Annotated in this window: 19 protein-coding genes; 7 read left to right on the top strand and 12 right to left on the bottom strand. The window is 42.5% G+C overall.

Features of this window, described 5'->3' with window-relative positions; all coding sequences use genetic code 11:
- The first annotated feature begins 78 nt into the window (after positions 1–78).
- The 3 genes from SNE25_RS29060 to SNE25_RS29050 all read left to right on the top strand — a co-directional run bounded on the left by SNE25_RS29060 (position 79) and on the right by SNE25_RS29050 (position 2,290).
- The gene (locus SNE25_RS29060; RefSeq protein WP_321562509.1) at positions 79–522 is read left to right on the top strand and encodes a MarR family winged helix-turn-helix transcriptional regulator; all 444 of its coding nucleotides are present in this window, start codon (positions 79–81) and stop codon (positions 520–522) included.
- Between the two features lie 214 nt (positions 523–736).
- Entirely contained in the window at positions 737–1,234 is a 498-nt protein-coding gene (locus tag SNE25_RS29055) for an FKBP-type peptidyl-prolyl cis-trans isomerase (protein ID WP_321562508.1), read from the top strand.
- A 78-nt stretch (positions 1,235–1,312) separates the two neighbouring features.
- Positions 1,313–2,290 (top strand): FKBP-type peptidyl-prolyl cis-trans isomerase, encoded by a 978-nt coding sequence (locus SNE25_RS29050; protein WP_321562507.1) that lies wholly within the window; start codon positions 1,313–1,315, stop codon positions 2,288–2,290.
- On the opposite strand, the gene SNE25_RS29045 is transcribed toward SNE25_RS29050, so the two are convergent.
- The 6 genes from SNE25_RS29045 to trxA all read right to left on the bottom strand — a co-directional run bounded on the left by SNE25_RS29045 (position 2,291) and on the right by trxA (position 8,677).
- Positions 2,291–3,604, bottom strand: coding sequence for a cryptochrome/photolyase family protein (locus tag SNE25_RS29045; RefSeq protein WP_321562506.1), 1,314 nt, complete (start codon positions 3,602–3,604; stop codon positions 2,291–2,293).
- Positions 3,597–4,496 carry a TIGR01777 family oxidoreductase gene (locus tag SNE25_RS29040; protein ID WP_321562505.1) on the bottom strand — a complete coding sequence of 300 codons (900 nt, stop codon included), beginning with the start codon at positions 4,494–4,496 and terminating at the stop codon, positions 3,597–3,599. The genes SNE25_RS29045 and SNE25_RS29040 overlap by 8 nt, the downstream gene beginning before the upstream one ends.
- A gap of 120 nt (positions 4,497–4,616) precedes the next feature.
- Entirely contained in the window at positions 4,617–6,107 is a 1,491-nt protein-coding gene (locus tag SNE25_RS29035) for an SDR family oxidoreductase (RefSeq protein WP_321562504.1), read from the bottom strand.
- A gap of 118 nt (positions 6,108–6,225) precedes the next feature.
- Positions 6,226–7,584, bottom strand: a complete 1,359-nt coding sequence (locus tag SNE25_RS29030) for an ABC1 kinase family protein (RefSeq protein WP_321562503.1) — start codon at positions 7,582–7,584, stop codon at positions 6,226–6,228.
- Positions 7,585–7,588: 4 nt separating this feature from the next.
- Entirely contained in the window at positions 7,589–8,242 is a 654-nt protein-coding gene (locus SNE25_RS29025) for a TetR family transcriptional regulator C-terminal domain-containing protein (protein WP_321562502.1), read from the bottom strand.
- A gap of 138 nt (positions 8,243–8,380) precedes the next feature.
- On the bottom strand, positions 8,381–8,677 hold the full coding sequence (gene trxA, locus SNE25_RS29020; RefSeq protein WP_321562501.1) for a thioredoxin: 297 nt from the start codon (positions 8,675–8,677) through the stop codon (positions 8,381–8,383).
- 122 nt (positions 8,678–8,799) lie between these two features.
- Here trxA and SNE25_RS29015 point away from each other — a divergent pair, with 122 nt between their 5' ends.
- A complete protein-coding gene (locus SNE25_RS29015; protein ID WP_321562500.1) occupies positions 8,800–9,690 on the top strand; it encodes an alpha/beta hydrolase in 891 nt (296 codons plus the stop codon).
- A gap of 66 nt (positions 9,691–9,756) precedes the next feature.
- Here SNE25_RS29015 and SNE25_RS29010 read toward each other — a convergent pair whose 3' ends face one another.
- Positions 9,757–11,445, bottom strand: a complete 1,689-nt coding sequence (locus SNE25_RS29010; protein WP_321562499.1) for an ArnT family glycosyltransferase — start codon at positions 11,443–11,445, stop codon at positions 9,757–9,759.
- A 233-nt stretch (positions 11,446–11,678) separates the two neighbouring features.
- Here SNE25_RS29010 and SNE25_RS29005 point away from each other — a divergent pair, with 233 nt between their 5' ends.
- The gene (locus tag SNE25_RS29005; RefSeq protein ID WP_321562498.1) at positions 11,679–12,929 is read left to right on the top strand and encodes an alkaline phosphatase family protein; all 1,251 of its coding nucleotides are present in this window, start codon (positions 11,679–11,681) and stop codon (positions 12,927–12,929) included.
- 96 nt (positions 12,930–13,025) lie between these two features.
- Here the strand turns inward: SNE25_RS29005 and SNE25_RS29000 are convergent, their stop codons facing one another.
- From SNE25_RS29000 to SNE25_RS28980, 5 genes are all read right to left on the bottom strand, one after another.
- On the bottom strand, positions 13,026–15,578 hold the full coding sequence (locus tag SNE25_RS29000) for a phosphocholine-specific phospholipase C (protein ID WP_321566265.1): 2,553 nt from the start codon (positions 15,576–15,578) through the stop codon (positions 13,026–13,028).
- A 98-nt stretch (positions 15,579–15,676) separates the two neighbouring features.
- Positions 15,677–16,852 carry a TIGR03364 family FAD-dependent oxidoreductase gene (locus tag SNE25_RS28995; RefSeq protein WP_321562497.1) on the bottom strand — a complete coding sequence of 392 codons (1,176 nt, stop codon included), beginning with the start codon at positions 16,850–16,852 and terminating at the stop codon, positions 15,677–15,679.
- 13 nt (positions 16,853–16,865) lie between these two features.
- Complete coding sequence (locus SNE25_RS28990) at positions 16,866–18,215, bottom strand: DUF5690 family protein (protein WP_321562496.1); 1,350 nt, start codon at positions 18,213–18,215, stop codon at positions 16,866–16,868.
- 5 nt (positions 18,216–18,220) lie between these two features.
- Entirely contained in the window at positions 18,221–18,907 is a 687-nt protein-coding gene (locus SNE25_RS28985) for an HAD hydrolase-like protein (RefSeq protein ID WP_321562495.1), read from the bottom strand.
- Positions 18,908–19,052: 145 nt separating this feature from the next.
- Entirely contained in the window at positions 19,053–19,631 is a 579-nt protein-coding gene (locus SNE25_RS28980) for a helix-turn-helix domain-containing protein (protein WP_321562494.1), read from the bottom strand.
- 209 nt (positions 19,632–19,840) lie between these two features.
- Between SNE25_RS28980 and SNE25_RS28975 the strand changes: the two genes are divergently transcribed.
- A complete protein-coding gene (locus SNE25_RS28975) occupies positions 19,841–20,425 on the top strand; it encodes a phosphonate degradation HD-domain oxygenase (protein WP_321562493.1) in 585 nt (194 codons plus the stop codon).
- Positions 20,426–20,605: 180 nt separating this feature from the next.
- A complete protein-coding gene (locus tag SNE25_RS28970) occupies positions 20,606–23,902 on the top strand; it encodes a SusC/RagA family TonB-linked outer membrane protein (protein ID WP_321562492.1) in 3,297 nt (1,098 codons plus the stop codon).
- Positions 23,903–23,904 lie beyond the last annotated feature (2 nt).

Here is a 23,904-nt window from a genome sequence, read left to right as displayed (position 1 = left end):
AGTAATGAGTATGAAACTTAAAACTCAAAACTATTTCCCCCTTGTGTAATCGATAACCATTTCTTACGTTTGGTATGCATGCAAAATAGTGTTAAACATCAGGAAACCATCGACTATTTTTTGAAAATAGTTTGGCAAACCGTTGCCAACAGGTATAATCAGCTGGTTACCGAGTTTGGCATTACGCAATCAATAGGCTATCTGCTCATCAATATCGACGAGAAGGAAGGGACCACAGTTTCACAGGCTGCGGCTTTATTGGGGCTTAAATCAACCAGCTTATCAAGGATGCTGAGCCAGTTGGAGAAAAGCGGGTTGATATACCGGGAGTCAAACCAGGGCGATAAGCGATCTGTTAAAATTTATTTAACCGAATTGGGTAAAGAAAAGCGCCATTTGGCCCGCGCTGTTGTAAAGCAGTTCAATAATTACCTTGACGCTCATATCAGCGAGGCCGATAAGCAGTACCTTACTGATATGCTCAAAAAAATAAATAAGCTTACGCTCAATTATAAACCCTGATCCTATCGCAATGGTTGTTCTCCCAGTAATCCGGTTGTCCCCACGCAGCCAATAAACTAATGAACCATTGAACACTTTTACTCAAAATTGAACGTTTTATTCAGAAAATTAGGCCCTGAGTACAGGGTAATGGTGCTTTCATGCTTTTATTAATTGTTAAAAAGTGTTAAGCTGCCGTTTTTCTGTTTTAAAAGAATAAATTTGCCTTTTGAAAATGAACAGGATACTGTTAGTGTTATTGGTTTTTGCATGTGGTTTTACTGCCTGTAAAAAAACGACCGATCCTATGATAGCATACAGGGAACAGGCCGCAATTGATGATAAAATTATCAGCGATTATTTAGCAGCCCACACCGATGTGAGTGCCAAGCGTATAGATACAACGGGAGTTTTTTATGTTATTAAACCGGGTGAAGAAGGTGCAGGTAACGATCTGTTTACCAATTCAACACAGGTTACAGTAGGGTATACTGCGCAAATATTGGGTAAGGACAGTATTATAGCAAAAACAGATAATTTTCATCCTTCATTTGCATTAGGCAACGTAATAAGAGGCTGGCAATTGGGGATACCATTGATAAAAAAGAATGGAAAAATAAGGTTGCTTGTGCCCTCGCGCTATGCTTACGGGCCATTTGACCAGGATGCGATAAGTTTGCCTAAAAATTCGGTACTTGATTTTCACATAGATTTGTATAATGTGACAAACTAACAGCCGGCAGATAAAAGAACAAATGCAGGAGAGCGGGATCAAATAATCTTGTTTAACTGAAAAAACAAATAGATTTAAATGAAACAAACAATTTTTACGCTTTTATTAATTACCACTATAGGCTTAATATCCTGCCGCAAAAACAATAATGATCCGGATATTAAACAATATGACGATATCCAGATTCAGAACTATATAAAAGCTAATGGGCTCACCAATATGAAGCGTAACCCAGCTGTCGGGGATACAACAGGTATATATTATGAAATACTTTCGCAGGGAGATACCACCCGTGCTACTCCGATGGATTACCCTGATAGTTTAGCGTTTGTATTTACATTGAAATCATTTGACGGTAAATATACCAACGTAGATACCCTTAACTTGAACCACTTTAGCGGTTTGCTGGGGCATATAACCAATAACGGTTTGCCCAGAGGATTACAATCTGCAATACATGACCTTGTTAAATATAAAGGTACAAGGGCGAGGATACTCATCCCATCGCGCATGGCTTACGGTGTAAACGGATTTGGCTCCGGTAGCTCAAGCAATGTAAACACGCGTATAGCAGGTAACCAGTGCCTTGACTATTATATTAATGTGGTTTCTTCTGTAGATGCTTATGATGATTATCTGATCAACGATTATATGAAAAGAAACAGCCTTACCGGTTATACCCACATCACGTCAGGCAGAGGTAATGGACTGTATTATAAAATAACAACGCCCGGTTCTGGAACAGGAGATATTATTGATCAATCATCATCTTATCAGGTAAGCGCGTATTCAGGTAAATTTTTAAATGAGGCTGTTTTTGATGCAGGTCCTACTGCCGGTTCTCCACTGACATTTACCACTGATCGTGTCGTTGTTGGATTTCAGGAAGCAACAAAAGGCCTTACTTCAGGTGCAGTAATTTCCATTTTTATACCTTCAAGATTAGGCTATGGCAAAATTGGTGGTTCCGATCCTAATACAGGTTCTATCACTATAGGGGCTAATGCCGTATTGCACTTTACAGATCTAACAATAGGAACGGTTACCAATCCATAATTATTTAGCCAGTGCCGCTTTAAAGGCTTTTAAACAGCGATCTCGCGCAAAGGCATGATCAATAATGGGTTTCGGATATTGGCCAAAGTCGGCATATTCCGGAACCCATTTTTTTATGTATTGCAGGTCCGGGTCAAACTTCTTGGTTTGCGCATCCGGATTAAATATGCGGAAGTATGGGGCAGCATCCGTTCCGGAGCCGGCCGCCCATTGCCAGCCGCCTACGTTGCTTGCCATTTCATAATCAAGCAGTTTGCGGGCAAAATAATGTTCGCCCCAGCGCCAGTCAATCAGCAGGTCTTTACTTAAAAAGCTGGCTACAATCATGCGTACACGGTTATGCATAAATCCTGTAGCATTTAGCTCGCGCATGCCGGCATCTACAATGGGATATCCTGTTTTCCCTTCGCACCAGGCTTTAAATTGCTTTTCGTCATTCACCCATTTTATATGGTCGTACTCCGGCCGGAACGCATGGTCCATTGTTTTGGGGAAGTGGTGCAGTATCATCATATAAAACTCACGCCATATCAGTTCGTTTAGCCAGGTTTTATCATGACTGGCATGAGCCGTTTTGGCCAGTTCCCTGATGCTTACGGTACCACAGCGTAAATGCATTCCGATGCGTGATGTGCCTCCGATAGCCGGGAAATCCCTTTTCTCTTTATAATTACTGATTACACTTTTATATTCCTGATCGGGGAAATGCATGTCGCTTTTTTCAAACCCCATTTCTTTTAAAGTAGGCAATGGCAAAGATTTGGTTTTAACCAGATTCGTTAAATATTTTTCTGTAGGATAGGCTTTCAGGTAAAATGGCTTAAGCACACTATACCATTTACGTTGATAAGGGGTATAAACTGTATAAGGCTTACCATCATCTTTAACAACTTCGTTCTTTTCAAATATTACCTGATCCTTAAAGGTTTTAAATTCGATATGATGCTTGCTGAGTTTTTCTTTTACGGCGTTATCGCGCCTGGTGGCATAGGGCTCGTAATCATGGTTTGTATAAACCGAGGTAATGTGATGCGTTTTGATGATGTTGTTCCAGGCGTGTTCGGCTTTGTCGTAAATTACCAGTAGGCTGCTGCCATGTTTATGGAGTTCTTTACTTAGCTGTTCAATAGTTTGGTAAATGAAGGTTACACGGGCATCGTCCTTATCTTCCAGTTCATCTAAAATTTCCCGGTCAAAAATAAATAATGGGAGCACAGGGTTCCCGCTTTTTAGGGCATGATATAGCCCCGCGTTATCATGTAAACGTAAATCACGGCGAAACCAGAAAATAGTTACAGGAATTTTATTATCCATAAATTTCATTTAACGCTGTAGCTACTTCAGTGAATTTAAAGTTAAAGCCCGCATCCTGAATTTTCTGTGCTGATACCTTTGTCCCAGTTAAAACGATGGTGCTCATTTCGCCTAACATCAGTTTAAGTACAAATGTGGGCACATTGGGTGCCCATAAAGGCTTATGCAGTTGTTTGGCTATGGCCTGCGTTAATTGCTTATTGGTAACCGGGTTGGGGGCCACCATATTGTAAACGCCTTTGAGCCCCTTGTTTTCGATACCGAACAAGTACATGTTTAATACATCGAACCAGTGTATCCAGGGTATCCACTGTTTGCCATTGCCTATTGGCGAACCTACATATAGCTTTACCGGTAAGGCCAGTTGGGGTAATGCCCCGCCATCTTTGTCAAGCACCACTCCTGTGCGAAATTTCAATGTACGCAGGCCAAGTTGCCCGCCTTCATCAACGGCATTTTCCCATTCTATACAGCAACGTGAAATAAAATCATTTAACGGCGGACTTGATTCTGTCACCAGCTCATCGCCACGGTTACTATAGTAACCAATGCCCGATGCCGATATAACAGAGGTTACCTGGTGTTCCTTTTTTTTAAGCAGATTGTATATTAACCTAATCGATTCGGTACGGCTATTGATCAATTCTTTTTTACGGCTTTCGGTCCAGCGTTTATCGGCTATGCCGGCGCCTGCCAGGTGTACTATGGTATCAATTCCATCTATGCAATGCTCATCAATAATGCCTTTATGAACATCCCATACATAGGTTTTTACCTGCGGATTATTGCCCTGCTTACGGCTTAAGTGACTTACTGTGTACCCCTTACCTAACAAGGCCCTGGTAAGCTGCCTGCCCAATAAACCCGATCCACCTGTTATTAATATGTTCATTTGTTTTTATGGTTCATTGGTTTACTCGTTCATTAGTTCATTAGTTCATTGGTAATTTGTTTTGTCAGGGTTAGGAAACACAGTTCGCTAAGTACCAATAAACTATGAACAAGTGAACAATTATACTCCCTCGCCGTAATGTACAATTTCACGGGCCATACCGTTAAAAATAAACAAGTGAAACGGCCACATGGCATACCAGTACAAGCGGCCCCACACGCCGTTGGGCCTAAAGGTAGCTACCTGGCTTAGCTTTTTTTGCCCGTTGCGCTCAATTATTTTAAACTCCAGCCAGGCCTCACCCGGCAGTTTCATTTCAGCATACAGCAGCAGGCGCTTGCCTTGTTTATCGGCCAGTAATACCCGCCAAAAGTCAATTACATCTCCGGGGGAAATGTTGATGCTGCTGGTACGACCGCGCCTTGAACCTACACCGCCAAATATTTTATCCAGAAAACCACGGATATTCCAGATCCAGTCCCAGTAGTACCAGCCACGGTTGCCGCCTATCGACATGAAGTTGGTGAACACCTCATCGCTGCCGCGTTCAAAAGGCATTTTAACCTTGTACTCTAATGTGCCGTTCTGAGGTACCTTTATCTGGTCCATAAAGCCCGAGTTTAGATAGCCATTGTTCAGCGCGTCTTTCCAACTGGAAACTATGGAGTTTTGCTCAATTTTAACAAAGGCCAGGTTTAACGCTTCCTCATAGGTAACGCACTGCCGTTGCACAACATCATCAATGGCATGATCATGCATAATAGTTTCATTCTTCATGCTGTTCACCAGGCTTTGCGCCAGGGTATAGCTCACGGAAGTAACAAAATAAAGCCAGTATGATGATATTCTTGGCGACAGGAAGGGGATAGTGATAATATGTCTTTTAAGCTTACGCACCTTGGCATAAGTAAGCATCATTTGCTTAAAGCTTAAAATGTCCGGCCCGCCAATATCAAAAGCGCGGTTAAATGTTTTTTCGTTGAGCATTACACCCTCCAGGTAGCCCAATACATCGCGAATGGCTATAGGCTGACAACAGGTATTTACCCAGCGAGGAACGGTCATTACAGGTAACTTTTCGGTAAGGTCGCGGATGATCTCGAATGAGGCGCTACCCGAGCCAATGATGATGGCCGCTCTTAAAACGGTAAGCGCCGAATGGCCTTCTTTCAATACTTCTTCTACATGCTTGCGCGATTCCAGGTGTTTAGAAAGGTTATCAGCATTGCTGATGCCGCTTAAAAAAATGGTTTGGCGGCAATTGGTTTTATCAAGCGCGTGCACAAAGTTATACGCTGATAAAGCTTCCAGTGCGGCAAAATCATGTGTTTGCGCCATGGAGTGAACCAGGTAGTAAGCCGCATCAATATCTTTGGGAAAAGCTTCTATGCTTGCTTCCCGCAGCAGATCGCCGGTTACCAGGCTAACGCGATCGCTAAATTCGCTGTGTTCATGAAAGCGTCTCTTATCACGTACCAGGCAAACAACATCATGGCCTTTCTCCAACAAAATTGGGATAAGGCGCGTACCTATGTAACCATTAGCACCAGCAAGTAACACTCTCATGTTATGTGGAACAACAAAAAAGGCCGGGTGTTTTAAAATACTCATCCAGCCTTATAATATGTTTTTAGGGAATTATTATTTGCTGATTACCTTTTTGTGGATGACGCCCAATAGATTCTTCGCTGTCGCTCAGAATGACAAAAAAGGGGCTTGTGAACGTAATTTAATACTCCAACACCACATGGGGCTTAAAGGTATCCGTTTTTACATCGGCCTTTAGTTCGTGTAGTATATTGTACAGGCCAAAGTTGGTGCGGTTTACGTATATAAAATGTTTTACGCCACGGGCTTGTTTAAACTCGGGCATTTTTGATAGTCGCTCGCCAAATTTGTAAAGCTGGTCAAAAAAGGCCGTCTCGCTAAAATCAAAATGATTATTAATGTAAGGCATGGCAAACAGCTCAATCATCTCTTTATACTGGGTATAATAAAATTCAACCTGTGATGGGGTATCATCCTTGTGGATCATATCCAGTTGGTGGAAAGCTTTGATCGTTTCTTGTTTATTATCCAGTAGATTAGTCGAGGTGAGCGAGAAGAAGGGATAATAAAAATCTTCGGGCATTTCTTTAATACAGCCAAAATCTATCACACCAAGTTTACCATCGGGAGTAATCATAAAATTACCAGGATGCGGGTCGGCATGTACGGCGCGCAACTCATGCTGCTGAAAATTGTAAAAATCCCAAAGGGCTTGCCCAATCTGGTTGCGCAACTCCTGCGATGGATTGGTAGCCAGAAACTCACGCAGGTGCTTTCCCTCGAGCCAGTCCATTGTTATGATGCGTTTGCTGGATAGTTCCGGATAATATTCAGGGAAAACTACATTGTTTAAATTGGCGCAGGCATTGGAAAATTCAATAGACCGGCGAACTTCCAGCTCATAATCTGTTTCTTCCAGCAGGCGCTCTTCAACCTCGCGCATATAAATGTCCAGTTCCTTTTCGCTCATTCCCAGCATGCGAAATGCGAAAGGTTTTATCAGCTTAAGGTCCGATGATATGGAATCGCCCACACCAGGATATTGTATTTTGATGGCCAGCTTTTTACCTTTTAGTTCGGCTTGGTGCACCTGGCCTATGGATGCGGCATTGGTAGAGCGGATATTGAATTTATCGAATATCTGATCGGGATTTTTGCCAAAGTATTTTTTAAATGTTTGTACAATAAGTGGCCCGGAAAGCGGCGGCGCGTTGTATTGCGACTGGGTGAATTTATCGACGTAAGCCTGCGGCAGCAGGTTTTTATCCATACTAAGCATTTGCGCTACTTTGAGGGCGCTGCCTTTTAGTTCGCTTAATGACTGGTAAATGTCTGCCGCATTATCCTCATTCAGTTCTGACCGGTCTAAGCCCGGATTGAAGAGTTTTTTAGAGTAATGCTTAATATAATTGCCGCCGATTTTAACGCCGGTTGTAATGAATTTTGCCGAACGCTGAACTTTGGTGGTAGGAATACTATTTTGTTCGGGTGTTCTCTCTAAACCATCCCCATCGGGAGTGATTTTTTTGCTATCTGTCATAATATTAAAATCCCATCTTATCTTTTATGCCGCCATTTTTAACCAGGAACTTTCCATACTCAAACAGATTATCAATGGGGGAGCGCTGAAACAGATCGAACGTTACGTTAACGCCTTTTTCAATGGCTTCGTCGGTTTTTTCAAATCCGGCCGAATTATCATTTACCCAAAAGTTAAGTACAAATACAAACTGCACCCAAAGGGCATCTTTGTATCGCTTACTGAAAAATTTGCGGTCGCTAAGCTCTGCAGATTCAATACCTTCTTTTAGTATCTCATCGGCAAAGTTTTCATAAATGTCTTTCAGTTGCTCAAAAACACGTGGGGTAGTAAAGCCTTTTGGCTGTTTATTAATGGTGTATATGGCAAAGCTACGGCTGCCTTTTAATAACTCAAAAAAGCCGTAAAAAAATGACAGCGCCTTTTCGCGGGCAGAGTATTGAACCCAAACCTCCTGTGAACGGATCTCGGTCAGGGTTTTCCTTGCAAAATCGGCCCAGATATTTTGTTCAACCGCCTCAAACGAACCAAAGAACTGGTAAAATTCAGCCTCGGTCATTTCGTTTTGTTTGGCAAAAATGTAAACCGATTTAGGTTGTACGCCTTCGGTTAATACATAATCAACGTATGCGTTCTGGATACTTTCGATGGTTGCCATAGTATATTGCTTTAATTATTAATACGTTAAAGTTACAAACATAGTATATGCCTCACCTAATCCTCTCCAAAGGAGAGTACTTACCATGCATGTTGTTTTTAGCTCCCTCTTCTTTGGAGAGGGCCGGGGTGAGGCCGATTATATAAACTGCTCAACTGCCTGCTGTAATTGCCTGGCTTGCACCACACCGCTTTGTCTCCATTTGGTTTGCCCTTTTTGAAAGATCATGAGCGTTGGTACACTTTGTATGCGATATGCGCTGGCTGCCGAAGGGTTTTTATCAATGTCTATTTTAAGGATCTTTACCTTATCCCCGAGTGCGTGTTTTACATCCTGAAGTATGGGTGGCATCATTTTACAAGGGCCGCACCACTCGGCCGAAAAGTCAACCAGTACAGGTGTTTCTGATGCTATAATTTCCTGGAAATTTGCCATGTGATTTCGCTATTTTAGTTGTAGATATTGTGGCAGGTATTCGTGCCTGAAACAATAATTAAACATACCAAATCCATAATAGTTTAAGGTAATTACGCCGTCATTTTATCAACCCATATTACATGATAAACCACCTAAAGAGCTATCTGTACCTACTGTTGTTGTGTTTACCCACTGCTGTAGTGGCGCAGGATATGCCTGTTGTGATACCGCTTTGGCCAAATGGCGCGCCTGGCTTTGAGAGCCGCCGCAATGAGCCTGAACAGGCCAAAGATTACTGGGTTAAAAACATCCATAATCCTTCGCTTACAGTATTTACGCCGCCTGCCGGTAAGGCCAACGGCGCGGCAATAGTGGTATGCCCAGGCGGTGGGCACCGTCTGCTGGTTTTCACTGCCGAAGGGATTGAGCCGGCTAAGTATTTAAGTGATTTGGGCGTAACCGTTTTTGTATTGAAATATCGATTAGGGCGTGATACGTTATCGCCTTATAAAATTGATGTTCATGCTAAACAGGATGGTTACCGTGCTATGCGGCTGGTGCGTAGTAAAGCCACCGAATATGGGCTGGATACTAATCGCATAGGCATGATGGGCTTTTCGGCAGGAGGTGAAGTGGTTGATATGGTAGCCTATGGCCCGGAGAGGGGTGATCAGAATGCACCCGACCCGGTAGACAGGTTGAACGCCCGTCCGAACTTCCTGATACAGATCTATCCTGGTCCCCTTTACATTCCTGATGTATTGCCTGCCGACGCACCACCTATATTTTTACTGGCCGCGAATGATGATCCTTGCTGTTCATTATCGGTTGTGAAATTGCTGGAAAGATATCGTGAGGCCAAAATACCTGTAGAAATGCACTTATATGCGCAGGGTAATCATGGCTTTAATATGGGTAACCGTTCCAAATTGAAATCAATCAATACCTGGCCTCAGCGTATGGCCGACTGGCTGGCCGACAATAATTATCTAACTCCGGTAAAAAGAGAACGACGAAAGGTGCTGCATTGAGAGAGGATCGAATTTTAAAAACTGTCATCCTGAACTTGTTTCAGCACCCCACAATTAAAGCATGTTTTATAATCTACCTGATGACGCCGGCGGGGTTAATAGTACAACCTGCTGTTCCCCCAATTCTTTAGCGCGGGTAGCTTTGTTTAAAAAAGTCGGTTTAAGGCGCGTTACCGGATAGCTTTTAAAGGTTTTAAGCACCTGGCATTGCCAGCCTTTAACCGCAAAATTATGCACTACATCAGGATTGGTATAAATTAAGAATGGCCGGGGTATACTGGCTGTACCATCCGGATTAATTTCGGTGACATGGGCATCCAGGTAAAAGTTCATATCATCATGGAACATGCCGTTGGCAATGTAAACCGGGAGTTTTTGCGGATTATTTTTATTGATCCACATGGCTGCTTCGCTGCCCGCCTGGTAATGCAATAGTGAAGGATAAAAGCAGAGGTTGAGATAAAGATCGACAGAAAACGCAGCCAATAAAGTAAAAAATATAATTCGCTGCATACCCGTGGCTATTTTGGCCGGCAAAAAGAGCAACAGGATTAAGGGGGTTAAAATGATGAGTCCGGTGAACCAGTTTAAAGTTTCGGGCTGGTAGAAGTATTGAAGCGCGGCTATCACCATCAGCATTAGTGAAACAACTATTATTTGAGCACTGTGGACTGTCTTAACGCTTTTTGCTGATGTTAATTGGTAGAGGTATTGCGCTGTGATAATGGCAAAAAACGGGAATACAATTACAATATAATGCGGCAGCTGAAATTTTGATGCCGAAAAAAGGAGGAAGGTAAGCATTGATCCGCATATACAATACCACTCCTGTGCCTGTACATTTTTGATGCCTTTTTTAATAAACCAGAATATGGCAGCAAATAATAACAGCGACCAGGGCAAAAAGGCCCACAAGGTTGTATGTATAAAAAACGACGGATCGCCGTGCCCTTTAATAGGGCCGGTATTAAAGAACCGCCCAAATTGGCTATCCCAGAAAAAGAATTTAACACCCGATACACCATGACGGCCAAATACCAGTTTCTCAGGGTGCAGATCAAATTGTTTATATAAACACCATATTTCGGGCATAATAAATACCAGTATCAGTAAGGTAGCCAGCAGCCAACGCCAGTGAAAAAGCTGCTTCCATTGTCGGGTAATTAATAAATGGCCAACAACAGCCCCACCAATGGTAATAAGCGCGAACATGCCTTTGGTCATGATGGCGCAGGCAGTAAACAGGCTGGCCAGCAGCAATTGCCAGAAATTATTCCGGGTATGTGCTTTATAAAAGTGATATACCGCGGCGATAATGAGCCCGGTTAAATACGGCTCGGCACGTACATCATTGCTTGACAATACAAAATGCTGGGCCGTAAGTAATATCAGTACAGCCCACACGGCTATTTGCTTATTGTATAGATGCTTAGCAAAATGATAGGTATAAACAGCGCCCATCATCATAAATAAAACACCCGGCAATTTATAGGCCCAGGTGGTAAAGCCGAAACATTTAAAAAACAAGGCCGTAACCCAAAACGGAAAGTGAGGTTTATCAAGCCAGTCGCTCCTCCAGGCAAACAGATCTGCATAGTTATTACGCTGAACCATGTTTTTGGCAATAACGGCATATAGGTTGCCGTCGGGTCCGATAATGGTGATAAACAAACTGCTAAAGTTTATTATAATTGCCATACCAATAAACAGGTAAAGCCATTTTGTTTGATTAGCAGCAGTGTCCGGTTGATCCATATGTAAAATAAGCCTGGGTAAGCGGAAGCAAATATAAACAGATTTAAGAGCCTCACCTAAACGGCGAAGCCCTCATGTAGTAATCTTCGCCAAAAGAGGGGATTTTTGTTTGTGATTTTTAAACATCGCCTCCTTTGGAGTGGGCCATCTAAGGCAAAAACATAACAATTTATTAACGCCGTAATTTTTAAAACACGGTAGTTTAGTACCTTGTACAACTTGTATTATTAATAATGAGAAACCCAATAAAACTAACCGTAATTGTATTGCTGTCAGCGGCAACTTTTAGCGTAAATGCGCAAACACGTATAAAAAAAGCCATTTTTATTATTGCTGATGGCATCCCTGCCGATGTAATTGAAAAATTGAATACCCCCAACTTAAAACTGATTGCAAAGCAGGGAACTTATTTGCGCGCGCATGTTGGCGGCGAAAAGGGCGGATATTCTCAAACGCCAACCATATCGGCCAATGGCTATAATAGCTTACTTACTGCAACCTGGGTAAACAAACACAATGTTTGGGGTAACGATATTAAAGCTCCCAATTATAATTACTGGAACATTTTCCGGATGTTTAAGAATGCTTATCCTGACAGAAAAACCGCTGTTTTTTCGAGCTGGACTGATAATCGTACCAAACTTATTGGAGATAAGCTGCCGCAGGCCGGTAATATCCACCCGGATTATGCTTATGATGGATATGAATTAGACACCGTAAAATTTCCGCATGATAAGGCCGGAGATTATATGCACCGGATAGATGAGCAGGTGGCTTCATCCGCAGCAGCTTGTATTAAAGATAAAGCGCCTGATTTGTCATGGGTTTACCTGGAGTATACGGATGATATGGGACATGCATTTGGCGATAGTCCGCAATATTATGACGCCATCGAAAAAATGGACGCCCAGGTTGGCCGCATCTGGCAGGCTATTCAATACCGTGAGAAAAATTTTAAGGAAGACTGGCTCATATTCGTTACCACAGATCATGGTCGTGGTGAGCAAAATGGTAAAGACCATGGAGGTCAAAGCACCCGTCAGCGTTCTACCTGGATGGTTACCAGTTATAAACCGTTAAATAACTACGCGAAATATTACTATCCTGGTATTGTGGATATTACGCCATCGATCAATAACTTTTTAAATGTAAAAGTACCCGCAGCCCAAAGACGTGAAATGGATGGAATATCGTTGATAGGCGCTGTATCCGTTGCTGAACCGCAGGCTAATTTTGTACAGGGCGCACTGGATGTAAGCTGGAAAGCTTTGGATGCCAACGGTAAAGTAAAAATATGGGTAGCTGCTGCCAATAATTTTAAGGAAGGTAAACCCGATGATTATAAATTACTGGCTGAAGTACCCACAGGTAATGAACACGTTTTGCTGGATGTAAAAAGCATCCCATCTAAATTTTACAAAGTTTGTATTGAAGGACAGTTTAATACCGTGAACCGATGGGTTATTTTGGGAGATAAAAAGTAGTGCTAAAGCTTGTCATTCCGAACGAATGACACATTTATATAAAGACAAAACGGGCATGCATACCCACTTTGTTTTTATACACCAATCAGATCAGATTTAGACCACTCTCCCCATCAGTGGATCAGTGAAGCTATGCTGTCCGGTTTCTACGCGGCCGGCGTAGCGTTTTTCGAACGTTTGGCTGCCGGTCATCTTTATGCTGAAATCGTACCAACCATGGCTTTTAGCCAGGTTAAGTACCAGGGAACTTTGCGCCTTGGCACTTACTGCCTTTTGATGGTTGTTGGCTTTATAAGCGTGATCAATTATTTCGATGGTGTGCGCTTTGTTGTCGCCATTAACCAGTTTTAAGGCGATGTTACCGGTGAGTTTATTGGCGGAATTATGTTCATATTCGCAGGCCACATCAATCAGCGGATCGGCTGCATCACCTTTATATTCACGGAAAAAACCATTGGGGCCATATACGCGTAGATGGTACTCACCATTTTCAAACTCCTGTATCGGCCAGTTATCCGTAAGGCTATCGCCTGCGGTAAGGGCATAAGCCCATGTGCGTAAAGGCTCCATCTGCTGTAGATCATTAAAGCTGGCGTATTTACCCGGTGCGTAAACATTAAATGGCGCCCCGGCGGTGTTTGAGCCAAACACCTTGTTATCTGCAGTAAATTTTATTTCAAACGATTTTTTATCAGCGCTTAACTTACCATCTGCATATAGCTGGTAGGGTAGTGCCGATGAGGGTTTAATCCCTTTTTCCTGCTGCGGCATGTAAGGGGACGAATGTGGAGCCTTATTAATTTGCGCAATCTCGTCAGCAGTTAGTAATTTATAATTACTGGGAAGCTTTTTGAATTTGGCTTTATGGATACTTTCTACAAACGCGTCTTTTACTACAAATTCAGGGTTGGGTATCTTCTCGCCATTGTACGGCCTGAAAACGCTGGTTAGGTCGCCGCAGATGGTGCGCCTCCAGGTACTTATGTTGGGTTCAGTAACTTGCTTCCCGCTTTTATGACTGAGAAATTTTTCAAGGAACTGCAGGGTTGAAGTATGGTCAAACACTTCCGAGTTAACCCACCCACCCTTACTCCATGGCGAGGCAATAACCAGCGGTACGCGGTAACCTAAACCGATGGAACTTTCACGGTCATACACTTCGGGGAAGTTGTTACGGGCTTTTTCCTGTTCAAGTGTTACAAATTCAACGCTGGTATCAATACCTTTAGAAGTTAACCCGGTGCCCGGTTTTTTGGAATGGGGTACTACAAAAGGCGGCACATGGTCAAAGTAGCCATCGTTTTCATCGTAGGCCAATATAAAAATGGTTTTTTTCCAAACCTCTGGATTCTGCGTCAGGATATCCATCACCTCAGATACATACCAGGCGCCGTACCATGCCGCTCCCGGATGGTCTGAGAAATTTTCAGGTGCGACAAGCCACGAAACGGTAGGTAATTGTCCACTTTTTACATCGGCGCGGAATTGGTGCAGTACATCGCCTTTGGGTACCAGTAATTCGCGCGGAGTGCCGTTATCATCATATTTGAGATTTTCGAGCTCACGGTAATGTGGATCGTTGGAGTTAATAGCCAATCCTTTTTGGTGCAGGTTTTTTTCTAATTGCGATAGTGTCGCGAATTTACCCGGATCAAGACTGGCCATTTCCTTGTTGGTGTTTTCCAGGTCGCGTTTCTTTTGCTTTAACTGTTTTTGAAGCGGAGCGGCTTTTGCATCGCCTGCCGGTAGGGCTGTTATCTGTTTTTCAAGGTCTGCTATTTCTTCAGGTAGTGCGGTTGATCTTTTTTGAAGATGAGCGATGTGCTTATCATACAATTTAACATGATACTGGTCAAAAAATTCCAGCGGATTATCTGTAAAATTTGATAACCATGCATCATATTCGCCCTGTAATCCTGTATCAACAGAAATTTCGTTCTGATAAACCTTCCAGGGTATGCCGGCAGCTTCGAGGCGTTCGGGGAAGGTTGTCCATTTCAACGTACCAAAATCCGAGTCGTCATTCCATACATTGGCCTGCGAGTTTTCATGCTGTTCTGCGCGGATAGTACCGCTCCAGAAAAACAACCTGTTAGGTGTAGTGCCGGTAAGTGATGAACAGAAATTCTGATCGCATACAGTAAAGGCATCGGCAAGGGCATAATAAAAAGGAATATCTTCACGGTTATAATGACCCATAGTAAGCGGCATGTGCGCATACTCTTTGTTACCGGAGTGTTTTACATTAAGCCATTGGTCGTATTTACCATCGTTACGGGCATTTACCTGGTTGGCCCAGGAATGCGGTAATGATGACATCCAGGTAGCTTTGGTGCCTTTAATATCCAGACGGAAAGGCGCATAAGTTTCGCCTTTATCGTTTGATTGTAGCCATACCTTATTTTTATTTGGCAGATCTATCGCTCTTGGATCATTAAAGCCCCGTACCCCTTTCAGGGTGCCATAGGTATGGTCAAAAGAGCGGTTTTCCTGCATCAGTATAACAATATGTTCGGCGTCAAGAAAGGTACTACCCGGAGCCGGATTAATGGCCATCGCTTTTTGTATTGACTCTGGCAAAATATTAACAATCCCGGCTGCACCTGTTAGCAGGGCTGCTTTTTTAATGAAATTTCTCCTGGTATCCAACATGTGTTATAAGTAGTGGGTAATGAGTTCTGAGTTTTAGCTCTTATATTTGGTTGCCTTGCAATTTATGCTATCATCTGTAAATTATCAACTACCGCCTATAAATATTGCCGGGTTCTTTTGGCGATAACTTCTTCGCATAGACCGAAGGAGAGTGTCATGCCGTTGCCACCTATGCCATTTATAACGGTTACACCTGGTTCAATATCAACAATCAGTTCGGTAGCTCCGTTAGTCATTTTAGGGTAAATGCCATGCCATGACTGCAGCAACTGCCAGTCTTTAAAAGTGGCGAAAGTATGTAAGTATTCCGTTATTAAATTATTAATAAATGCCTTATCGAAAGGATCATGAACTAAGCCATACTCGTGCGAGTCGCCGATGGTCAGCTCTCCGTTGCCATTTTGCGAAACCATTACATGGATGCCCCATTTTAAATGCGTGGCGTATTGCTCTTCGTAACGTTTACGCAATTCCGGCAATGAAGCTGCCGCCTGAAAGCCGGGGTAATGAATCATGGACAATCCCCCGCATAACGATGGTCCTATACGCCAGCCATCTGGCTGCGTGGTGAGACGCATCATTTGCAGCTTGCATTTGGTAATCTGCGTTTCTGCAAACAGCTCCGGATAAAGCGTTTCAAAATCGGCACCGCTGCAAACAAATATTTCATCGGCCTGCCAGCTTTGGTTGCCCGATATTACTTTAGGATGTTCAATGCGGGTGATAGCAGTATTCCAGTGAAATTGCACCCCATATTTATCGGCCAGATATTTGGCTACTTGTCCCACAGCCTCGCGCGATTCTATGATCATGTCTTCACCACTCCATAAGGCACCTTTTAAACCATTGGCATTTACCGCCGGCGATTTATCAAGTGTTTGGGTAGGGTTTAGCAGTGCGCAGTCACGAAAGATATGATTAACCTCTACGTATTCCTGTATTACTTGCAATTCATCATCATGGTAAGCCAGGTGCAGGGAGCCGACCTCATTATGCCAGATACCCGCTTCCGTGCAAATGGTTTTCCAAATGCTGCGTGATAGCATAGCCCGGTCAAACATAGGCCCGGTAGCTTGCCCAATAGGCCATACCATCCCAAAATTACGGATGGAAGCTCCAACAGCGCGTTCGTTGCGCTCAAATACAGTTACCTTATAACCGCGGATGGCTAAAGCGCGGGCGGTAGCAAGGCCTACAATGCCCGCACCTACGATTATTGCAGAGCCTCCTTGCCCTCTAAAGAGGGAGTTCATTGATTGATCTTGATTCATGTAGTAAATATGATCAGGTTAATGATGTTATCAGATCATCAGTTTCCGGATCGCTTTTTTTTGAATTTTGACTTTTTAATTTTGAATTTCGACTTCCCCCCGCGCTTTGTAGAAAATAAATGAGTGACAACAACCCGCAAATGCCGCCAACAACGGCTACAGCCATTACGCCTTCTTTAAAAAAGTTACCCCAGCTAATGTTTGGTCGGCCCAGCTCTTTTACCAGTAAAATACTTACACTGCCCAGGTAACCCATTGAATCGGCCACATACATGATAAAGCCCACGTTGCTGCGGTAATGAAATGTTGCTATCATCCGCTCAAAAAATATGGCGTTGTAAGGTACATAGCCAAGGTAAAGCCCAAGCCCGGCCATGGTCATCCAGCTTACAGGACTTATTAGTTTCAGGTTGAACAGTATGGTAGAAATGCCAACCAGCACACAGCCGCCAATTATTAACAAATGGATAATACTGAAGGCCCTTAAGTTCTTTTTAACGAGAATGAGCAGGCTCATAGCTATGAGCACAATGATGGATATGACAGAATCAATATTGGTATAAATGCTGTTGCTTTTGACCCCGAGATCTGCCCAAATTTCTACCTCAAAATTATCACGTACATCGCGCATAATGGTAAGGAATACATAAATGATAATAGTAAGAATAATGCCCGGTAAAAACCTGATCAGGAACTGCCTGCGCTCGGTAGCGTTCATGGGGCTTCGTTCTGACCGTTGTTGTTTATCTTCGGCAGTAGGGGCGGGCATCAGCTCCATACAAAAAACAAACAACAGGAGGGGCAATACAAATATAGCTCCTGTTAAAAAGGGCATGTGGTATTCATTTACATGAAAAACGGTAAGCAACGTACGCCCAACAGTCTTAACAAATCCTGAGGCGAATATTAAACTGATCGACAACACCGCGGCCATAAATTCAGTTGAGCGACGGCCTTCCAGGTAACCAAAAACCAATCCCCATATCAGCCCCAGCGGAAAGCCGTTGATGAACAGGAAAATGATATTATATGGCGCCGGTACCAATGCAAATGCCAGCAGCGCCAGCCAGGCAATGCCAATGAGCGTTAAAATATAGCGTGCCCTGTTTTTGCTGTTTACTTCGGCTATAAACCGGATGCCGTAAAACTTACTAAAAGTATAACCAACTACCTGGGCTATTACCAGCCAAACCTTATAATCAATATGCAAATATTGCTGCCCGGTAAAGGTGCCCGCCGCAAACGCCTTGCGAAAGGCATACATGGATGTGTATAAACCAAATGCCGCCACCGCAGCCATTACTGATAACAGCGCGTATGGCCATTTGGCCACTTTGGCGCGTAGCCGATGCATCAGGTTCATAGCTGTTACTGCTTTATGATGTCGATAACCTGCGCTATATCATCAATAATATGAGTCGGGTTGTAGCTTTCCAGCTCGGTACGGGTAAATATGCCGGTGGTTACGCCTATAACATATTTACAACCTGCATTTTGGCCTTCGCGTACATCAACCTCGGTATCGCCAACTTTGGCAACCTCTAAAGGATCAGTAATGCCGCCATCCGCCATCATTTTTTGAATCATGTATGGATGCGGGCGACCAAGCTCCACCTCGTCAGAGCCTATCACATGATCAATAAGCCCTCTTTCGCGCCATTGCAGGCGGGTGATAACGGTATCGGCAATATCGCGTGAAAAGCCGGTATTGATGCCAACCTTTACACCAAGCGTACGCAAGTTTGCAAAGGTTTCTTCAACATTTGGTAATGGCTCAATACCCGGTTCGTGCTGATAAAAGCCGATCATCTGGTGTACAAACTCTTTATGAATATCGCTTACCAGTTCAGTAGTTATTTTATCAGCATCAGTTTCATGAAGTTGCAGCATCTGCTTTATAGCAAGATTTTTTTCATAACCCATTAAAGGGTTTATCTTGTCGAGTTCAACGGTATAATTGTACTTTTTCAAGGCAGCCTGGAATGCCTTACTTACTTCATGATCGTCTTTAACCGTAGTGCCGGCTATATCAAATACTACTAATTTAATGGCCATAATATCAATAAAAAATGTTTAGCAATACTAAACTTTATTTATTAATACCAAACTAAATTTGTGTTAAGGTTGGGTTAAGAGAGGGTGCTTGAGTATAATGTAGAGACGCAAGTATTGCGTCTCTACCATAAAAGCCAGAAAAAAACTATTTTTTTTCCTCAAAAAAGTAAATAACAAGCATGCTTGCATTGGTTTTGCCCAGATTTTTTGGGGTATGGGATATGCGACCATCAAACAGCATGGAGTCGCCCTGGTGCAGGATTACCTTGTCATCATTAAACTGGTATTCTACTTCGCCTTGTAGCACATATTTATACTCGAAAGCTTCGGTCTCTACCAATGGGCGAATGGCATCGGGCTCCAGCTCCAGTATTACTATATCAATTGTAGAATGAGCTATTGATTGGGTAAATATCCGTTGGTAGTGAAAGCCAACAGCATGTTCCTTTTCAAAATGTTCATATTCATTTTTTCGTTTTATTAAAACGGGTAAATGATCACTTTTGGAACGGATATCCTTAAAAAACTCATTGAGGTCAATCTCCAATGATTTAATAATGTCAATAAGTACCATGAGCGAAGGAATGGTGCGGCTATTTTCAATTTGCGATATCAGTCCTTTGCTTACATTGGCTCTTGCGGCCAGTTCCTGTACGGTAATGTTTTTTTCGCGGCGACGTTCTTTTATACGGTTACTGATCTGTATCAGTATATCTTCTTCCATTATATTATATGTTACCCAATTAAGGGGCGCAAAGTAATTAATAAGCAAATCTATACAAAATGATTTTTTTGTTACTTAGGAATCTTTAGGCATGTTGACCGTATAATTCAATGTTAAGCTTTGGTGGTTTGGAGGGATATTTCATAAACAATTAATATTTGCATAATCTGCATACTCTTTATTTGTAAAAAATCTAAAAAAATTAAGTCATGTCATTTTCTTTATATAATCCGCAAGCCGTTGTGAACGAAATTTTTTCGCTATACGAAAAATTTGGTGATGAAGATTATATAGGCGAACCTGTTTCACAATTAGAACACATGTCGCAAGCTGCAGCTTTGGCCCAGGCCGAAGGTTATGATGATGAAGTGGTACTGGCAGCTTTTTTTCATGATATAGGGCATTTATGCGCCGATGCGGACGAAACCGAAAGTATGGATGGCATGGGCAACGTTGACCATGAACAATTGGGAGCCGACTACTTGCTTGAACGTGGCTTTTCAGAACGCGTTGCTCACCTGGTGCAGGGCCATGTAATAGCCAAAAGATACCTTACTTATAAATATCCGGAATATTATAATCGCCTGTCGGATGCCAGCAAAGCTACACTGGCGTTTCAAGGCGGTGTGATGACCGAAGAAGAGGCGGCCGATTTTGAGCTTGATCCGGATGCTGAGCTTATTATCAGGCTGCGGTATTGGGACGATATGGCCAAAGAGATGAATGTCCCCGTAAATAATATTGATCATTTAAAGTTAATAGCGCTTACTCATTTACAACTGGTAAACAGTTAATTTCTCCGTATTAAATTTTTGTAAGGTATATGTAATTATCCCGTTACAAAATTCGCCTGCTTAACACAGGGTGAACAGAAGATTAAGCATAGCTTAATACTAAATTAGTTTACTAATAATAAACAAAGTTTAGTATTGCTGAATGAAACAATCTTCCATTTCACTCTTAAATTTCAGCAGATGAACAAGTTTTACCAGAATTTAAAAACCCTTATAACGGTTTTGTTATTTTGTATTGCTCCATCTATTTTATTTGGACAAACCAAAATAAGCGGTAGAGTTACCGATGAAAACCGCCTTCCGCTCCCAGGTGTGAGTGTAAGAATTAAAGATCAAACAAAAGGTACTGTCACTGATGTGGATGGCCGCTACAGCATTACTGCCAGCGTTGGTCAAACACTTGTTTTTACCTTTGTTGGCTTTGCTCCGCAAACAGTAGTTGTTGGCGATAATGCTATATTAAACGTAAGTCTGCGTGGCGACAGTAAAGCCCTTAACGAAGTTGTGGTAACCGCTCTTGGTGTTAAAAAAGAAACCCGGCGCATTGGTTACGCGCTACAGGCCGTTAGTGGCGCTGATGTAACTACTGCCCGCGACCCTAACCCTATCACCGGCTTAACAGGTAAAGTGGCTGGTTTATCAGTAGGGCCATCGGCCGAGTTGCTTGGTAACCCATCAGTATTAATAAGGGGTAACTCGGTAACCTTATACGTTGTTGACGGTTTCCCGATCAATACCGATACCTATAACATCAGTCCTGATGATATTGAAACATATACCGTGCTAAAAGGTCCTGCTGCTGCCGCGCTATATGGTAGCCGTGCACAGAATGGTGCTATTTTAATCACCACTAAAAAAGGTGAAAAAAACAAAAAAGGCCTAACAGTTGATATAAACAGCAGTACGGTAATTAATACCGGTTTCCTGGCTTTCCCTCGTACACAAAATTCGTTTGGTGCGGGTGAAAACACTTTTTATACCTTTGTTGATGGTAAGGGTGGTGCACCAGGTGGTGTAGATAGTGATTATGACGTTTGGGGACCTTATTTCGCGGGTCAGTTAATACCGCAGTATGACAGCCCTGTTATTAATGGTGTACGTCAGGCCACTCCATACACGGCTCGTGGTAAAGACAATCTGAAAAACTTTTTGAAAACAGGTTATCAAACCAATAACAACATTTCATTAGGTTCTGTTGGCGATACCTACGTAACACGTTTTTCGTTTTCACAGCAACATCAAACCAGCTATATCCCATCACAATACCTTGATATAGCCAACGCTAATTTTTACGCTTCATTTACCCCAACTTCCCGCTGGAAATTTGAAGCTAATGTTGATTTCAACAGGCAATCAACGGATAATTTCCCTGACGTTCAATACGGACCTAACAGTATTATCTATAATATAGCTGTATGGACCGGAGCTGACTGGGATATTAACGCACCTGATATTAAAGCCATCTGGCAGCCAGGTAAAGAAGGTGTACAATCTGTATTTGCCGAATATACCCGTTACCATAACCCTTATTTATTAACCGAAAAATGGACAAGGGGCCATTACAAAAATGATTTATACGGTTATTTATCTGGTAACTACAAGATCAATGATAACCTGAATGCTACCTTACGCTCGCAGATCAATACCTACAACATATTACGTACAGAGGACCTGCCGTTTTCGGCACACCCTTATGGTCGTGAAGGTAATCAGGGTGACTATCGCGAAGACCGCCGCAATCTGTTTGATAACAACACCGAGTTGTTGGTTAACTATAACTACACTATCAAAAACTTCCTGAATTTATCAGGTTTGGTAGGTTCAAACCTGCGCAGCTTTAGTTATAACTCCAGCTGGACATCGACAGATTATTTGAACGTACCTGAGATTTACACTTTTGCTAACTCCAGGAACGCTGTACAGTCAACTGCTTTCAGCTCACAGCAACGTGTACTAAGCGGTTATTATTCGTTGGATGCAACTTTTGGTAAATATGCTACCTTATCAAGTACCGGTCGTGTTGATAAATCATCTGCTTTCCAAAATGTAACTACTTATTATTATCCAAGTATATCAGCAGCAACGGTAATTTCTGACTATATTAAGCTGCCTGAAGTTATATCTTTCTTAAAGGCAAGGGCTTCATACTCTACAGTAAAATCTGATGCCTCAAGCCCAACCATTGGTCCGGCTCCTTTTAATGCTATTTCTGCATTCGCTGGTCAAACTACTACCAGCAACCCTAATGATAACCCCTTGTTTTTAAACCCGCTGGGTTACGGTAGTACTTATAACTCGCCTTATAACGGTCCAAGTTACCAGCTTAATCCGTTTTACTTAACCGGCAAGCCTTATAACAGCCAGCCTGCCGCTTCTGCTTCCGACTTCCTGTATCAGCCAGGTATAAAAACCTCTACCCGTGTAAACTACGAGGAAGGTTTTGATATTAAATTTTTACAGAACCGTTTAGGTTTTTCGGGTACAGCTTTTCAGTATATTGATGGTCCGCAGATATTAGCTAACAGTATATCAACAGCTTCTGGTTATACTACTTTATACCTGAACGCCTTGAAAACTAAAAAAACTGGTTATGAGGGTTCATTAGAAGGTACGCCAATTAAAAACTTAGGCGGCTTTACCTGGAATATCTTGGTTAACGTATCAACCTTTAAAGATGTTTACGAAGAACTACCTGCAGGGCAAGGCATTTACAAGCAGTTCTTTAAACAAGGCGACCGTACCGATAAATTATACGGTACCGCCTTTGCAAGAACCCCGGATGGAAAGATCATTAATGACGATGCTGGTAAACCTTTAGCGTTACCGGTTTCGCAATACCTGGGTAACGAGAACGCCAAATATCAATGGAGTATAGCCAACAAAGTACGCTACAAAAACTTTAACCTTGGTTTCCAGTTTGATGGCTCAGTTGGTGGTGTTATTATTGATTATATGCACAACAAAACCATGCGTGGTGGTTCAAACATTGAAACCGCTACCGGCGCTCTGGGTGATGCCCGTTATAAAGACTGGCAAAACTTTGGTAAATCAGGTTATAACGGCAGCTATGTTGGCGAAGGTGTAACCGTATCAAACGGAACTTCTATAAACTACGATCCGGTGACCGGTAAAATATCAAATTATAGTGCGCTGCAATATTCACCTAACAAGCAAACTGCTTTGGTACAGGATTATGTAAGTAAGTATTATAATGTTGACGAGTCGAACCTGATGAGCAAAACATTCTCTAAACTGCGCGAGGTAACCCTGGGTTATGACTTCCCGAAAGCATGGTTGGATAGATCATTTATCAAAAGAGCATCGGTATCTGTGTATGGCCGCAACTTATTATACTTCTATGGTGACAAACGCTTTAAGGATGTGGATTTAGATCAGTACAATTATGCCACCTCAAGCACTGTTTTGCAGTCGCCAACAGTACGTAGCTATGGTGTCAACTTAAATGTATCATTCTAATT

Origin of the sequence: Mucilaginibacter sabulilitoris (genome assembly GCF_034262375.1) — a bacterium.
In the GTDB taxonomy this organism is placed as follows: domain Bacteria; phylum Bacteroidota; class Bacteroidia; order Sphingobacteriales; family Sphingobacteriaceae; genus Mucilaginibacter; species Mucilaginibacter sabulilitoris.
This window is presented reverse-complemented; position numbering and strand designations above follow the sequence as displayed.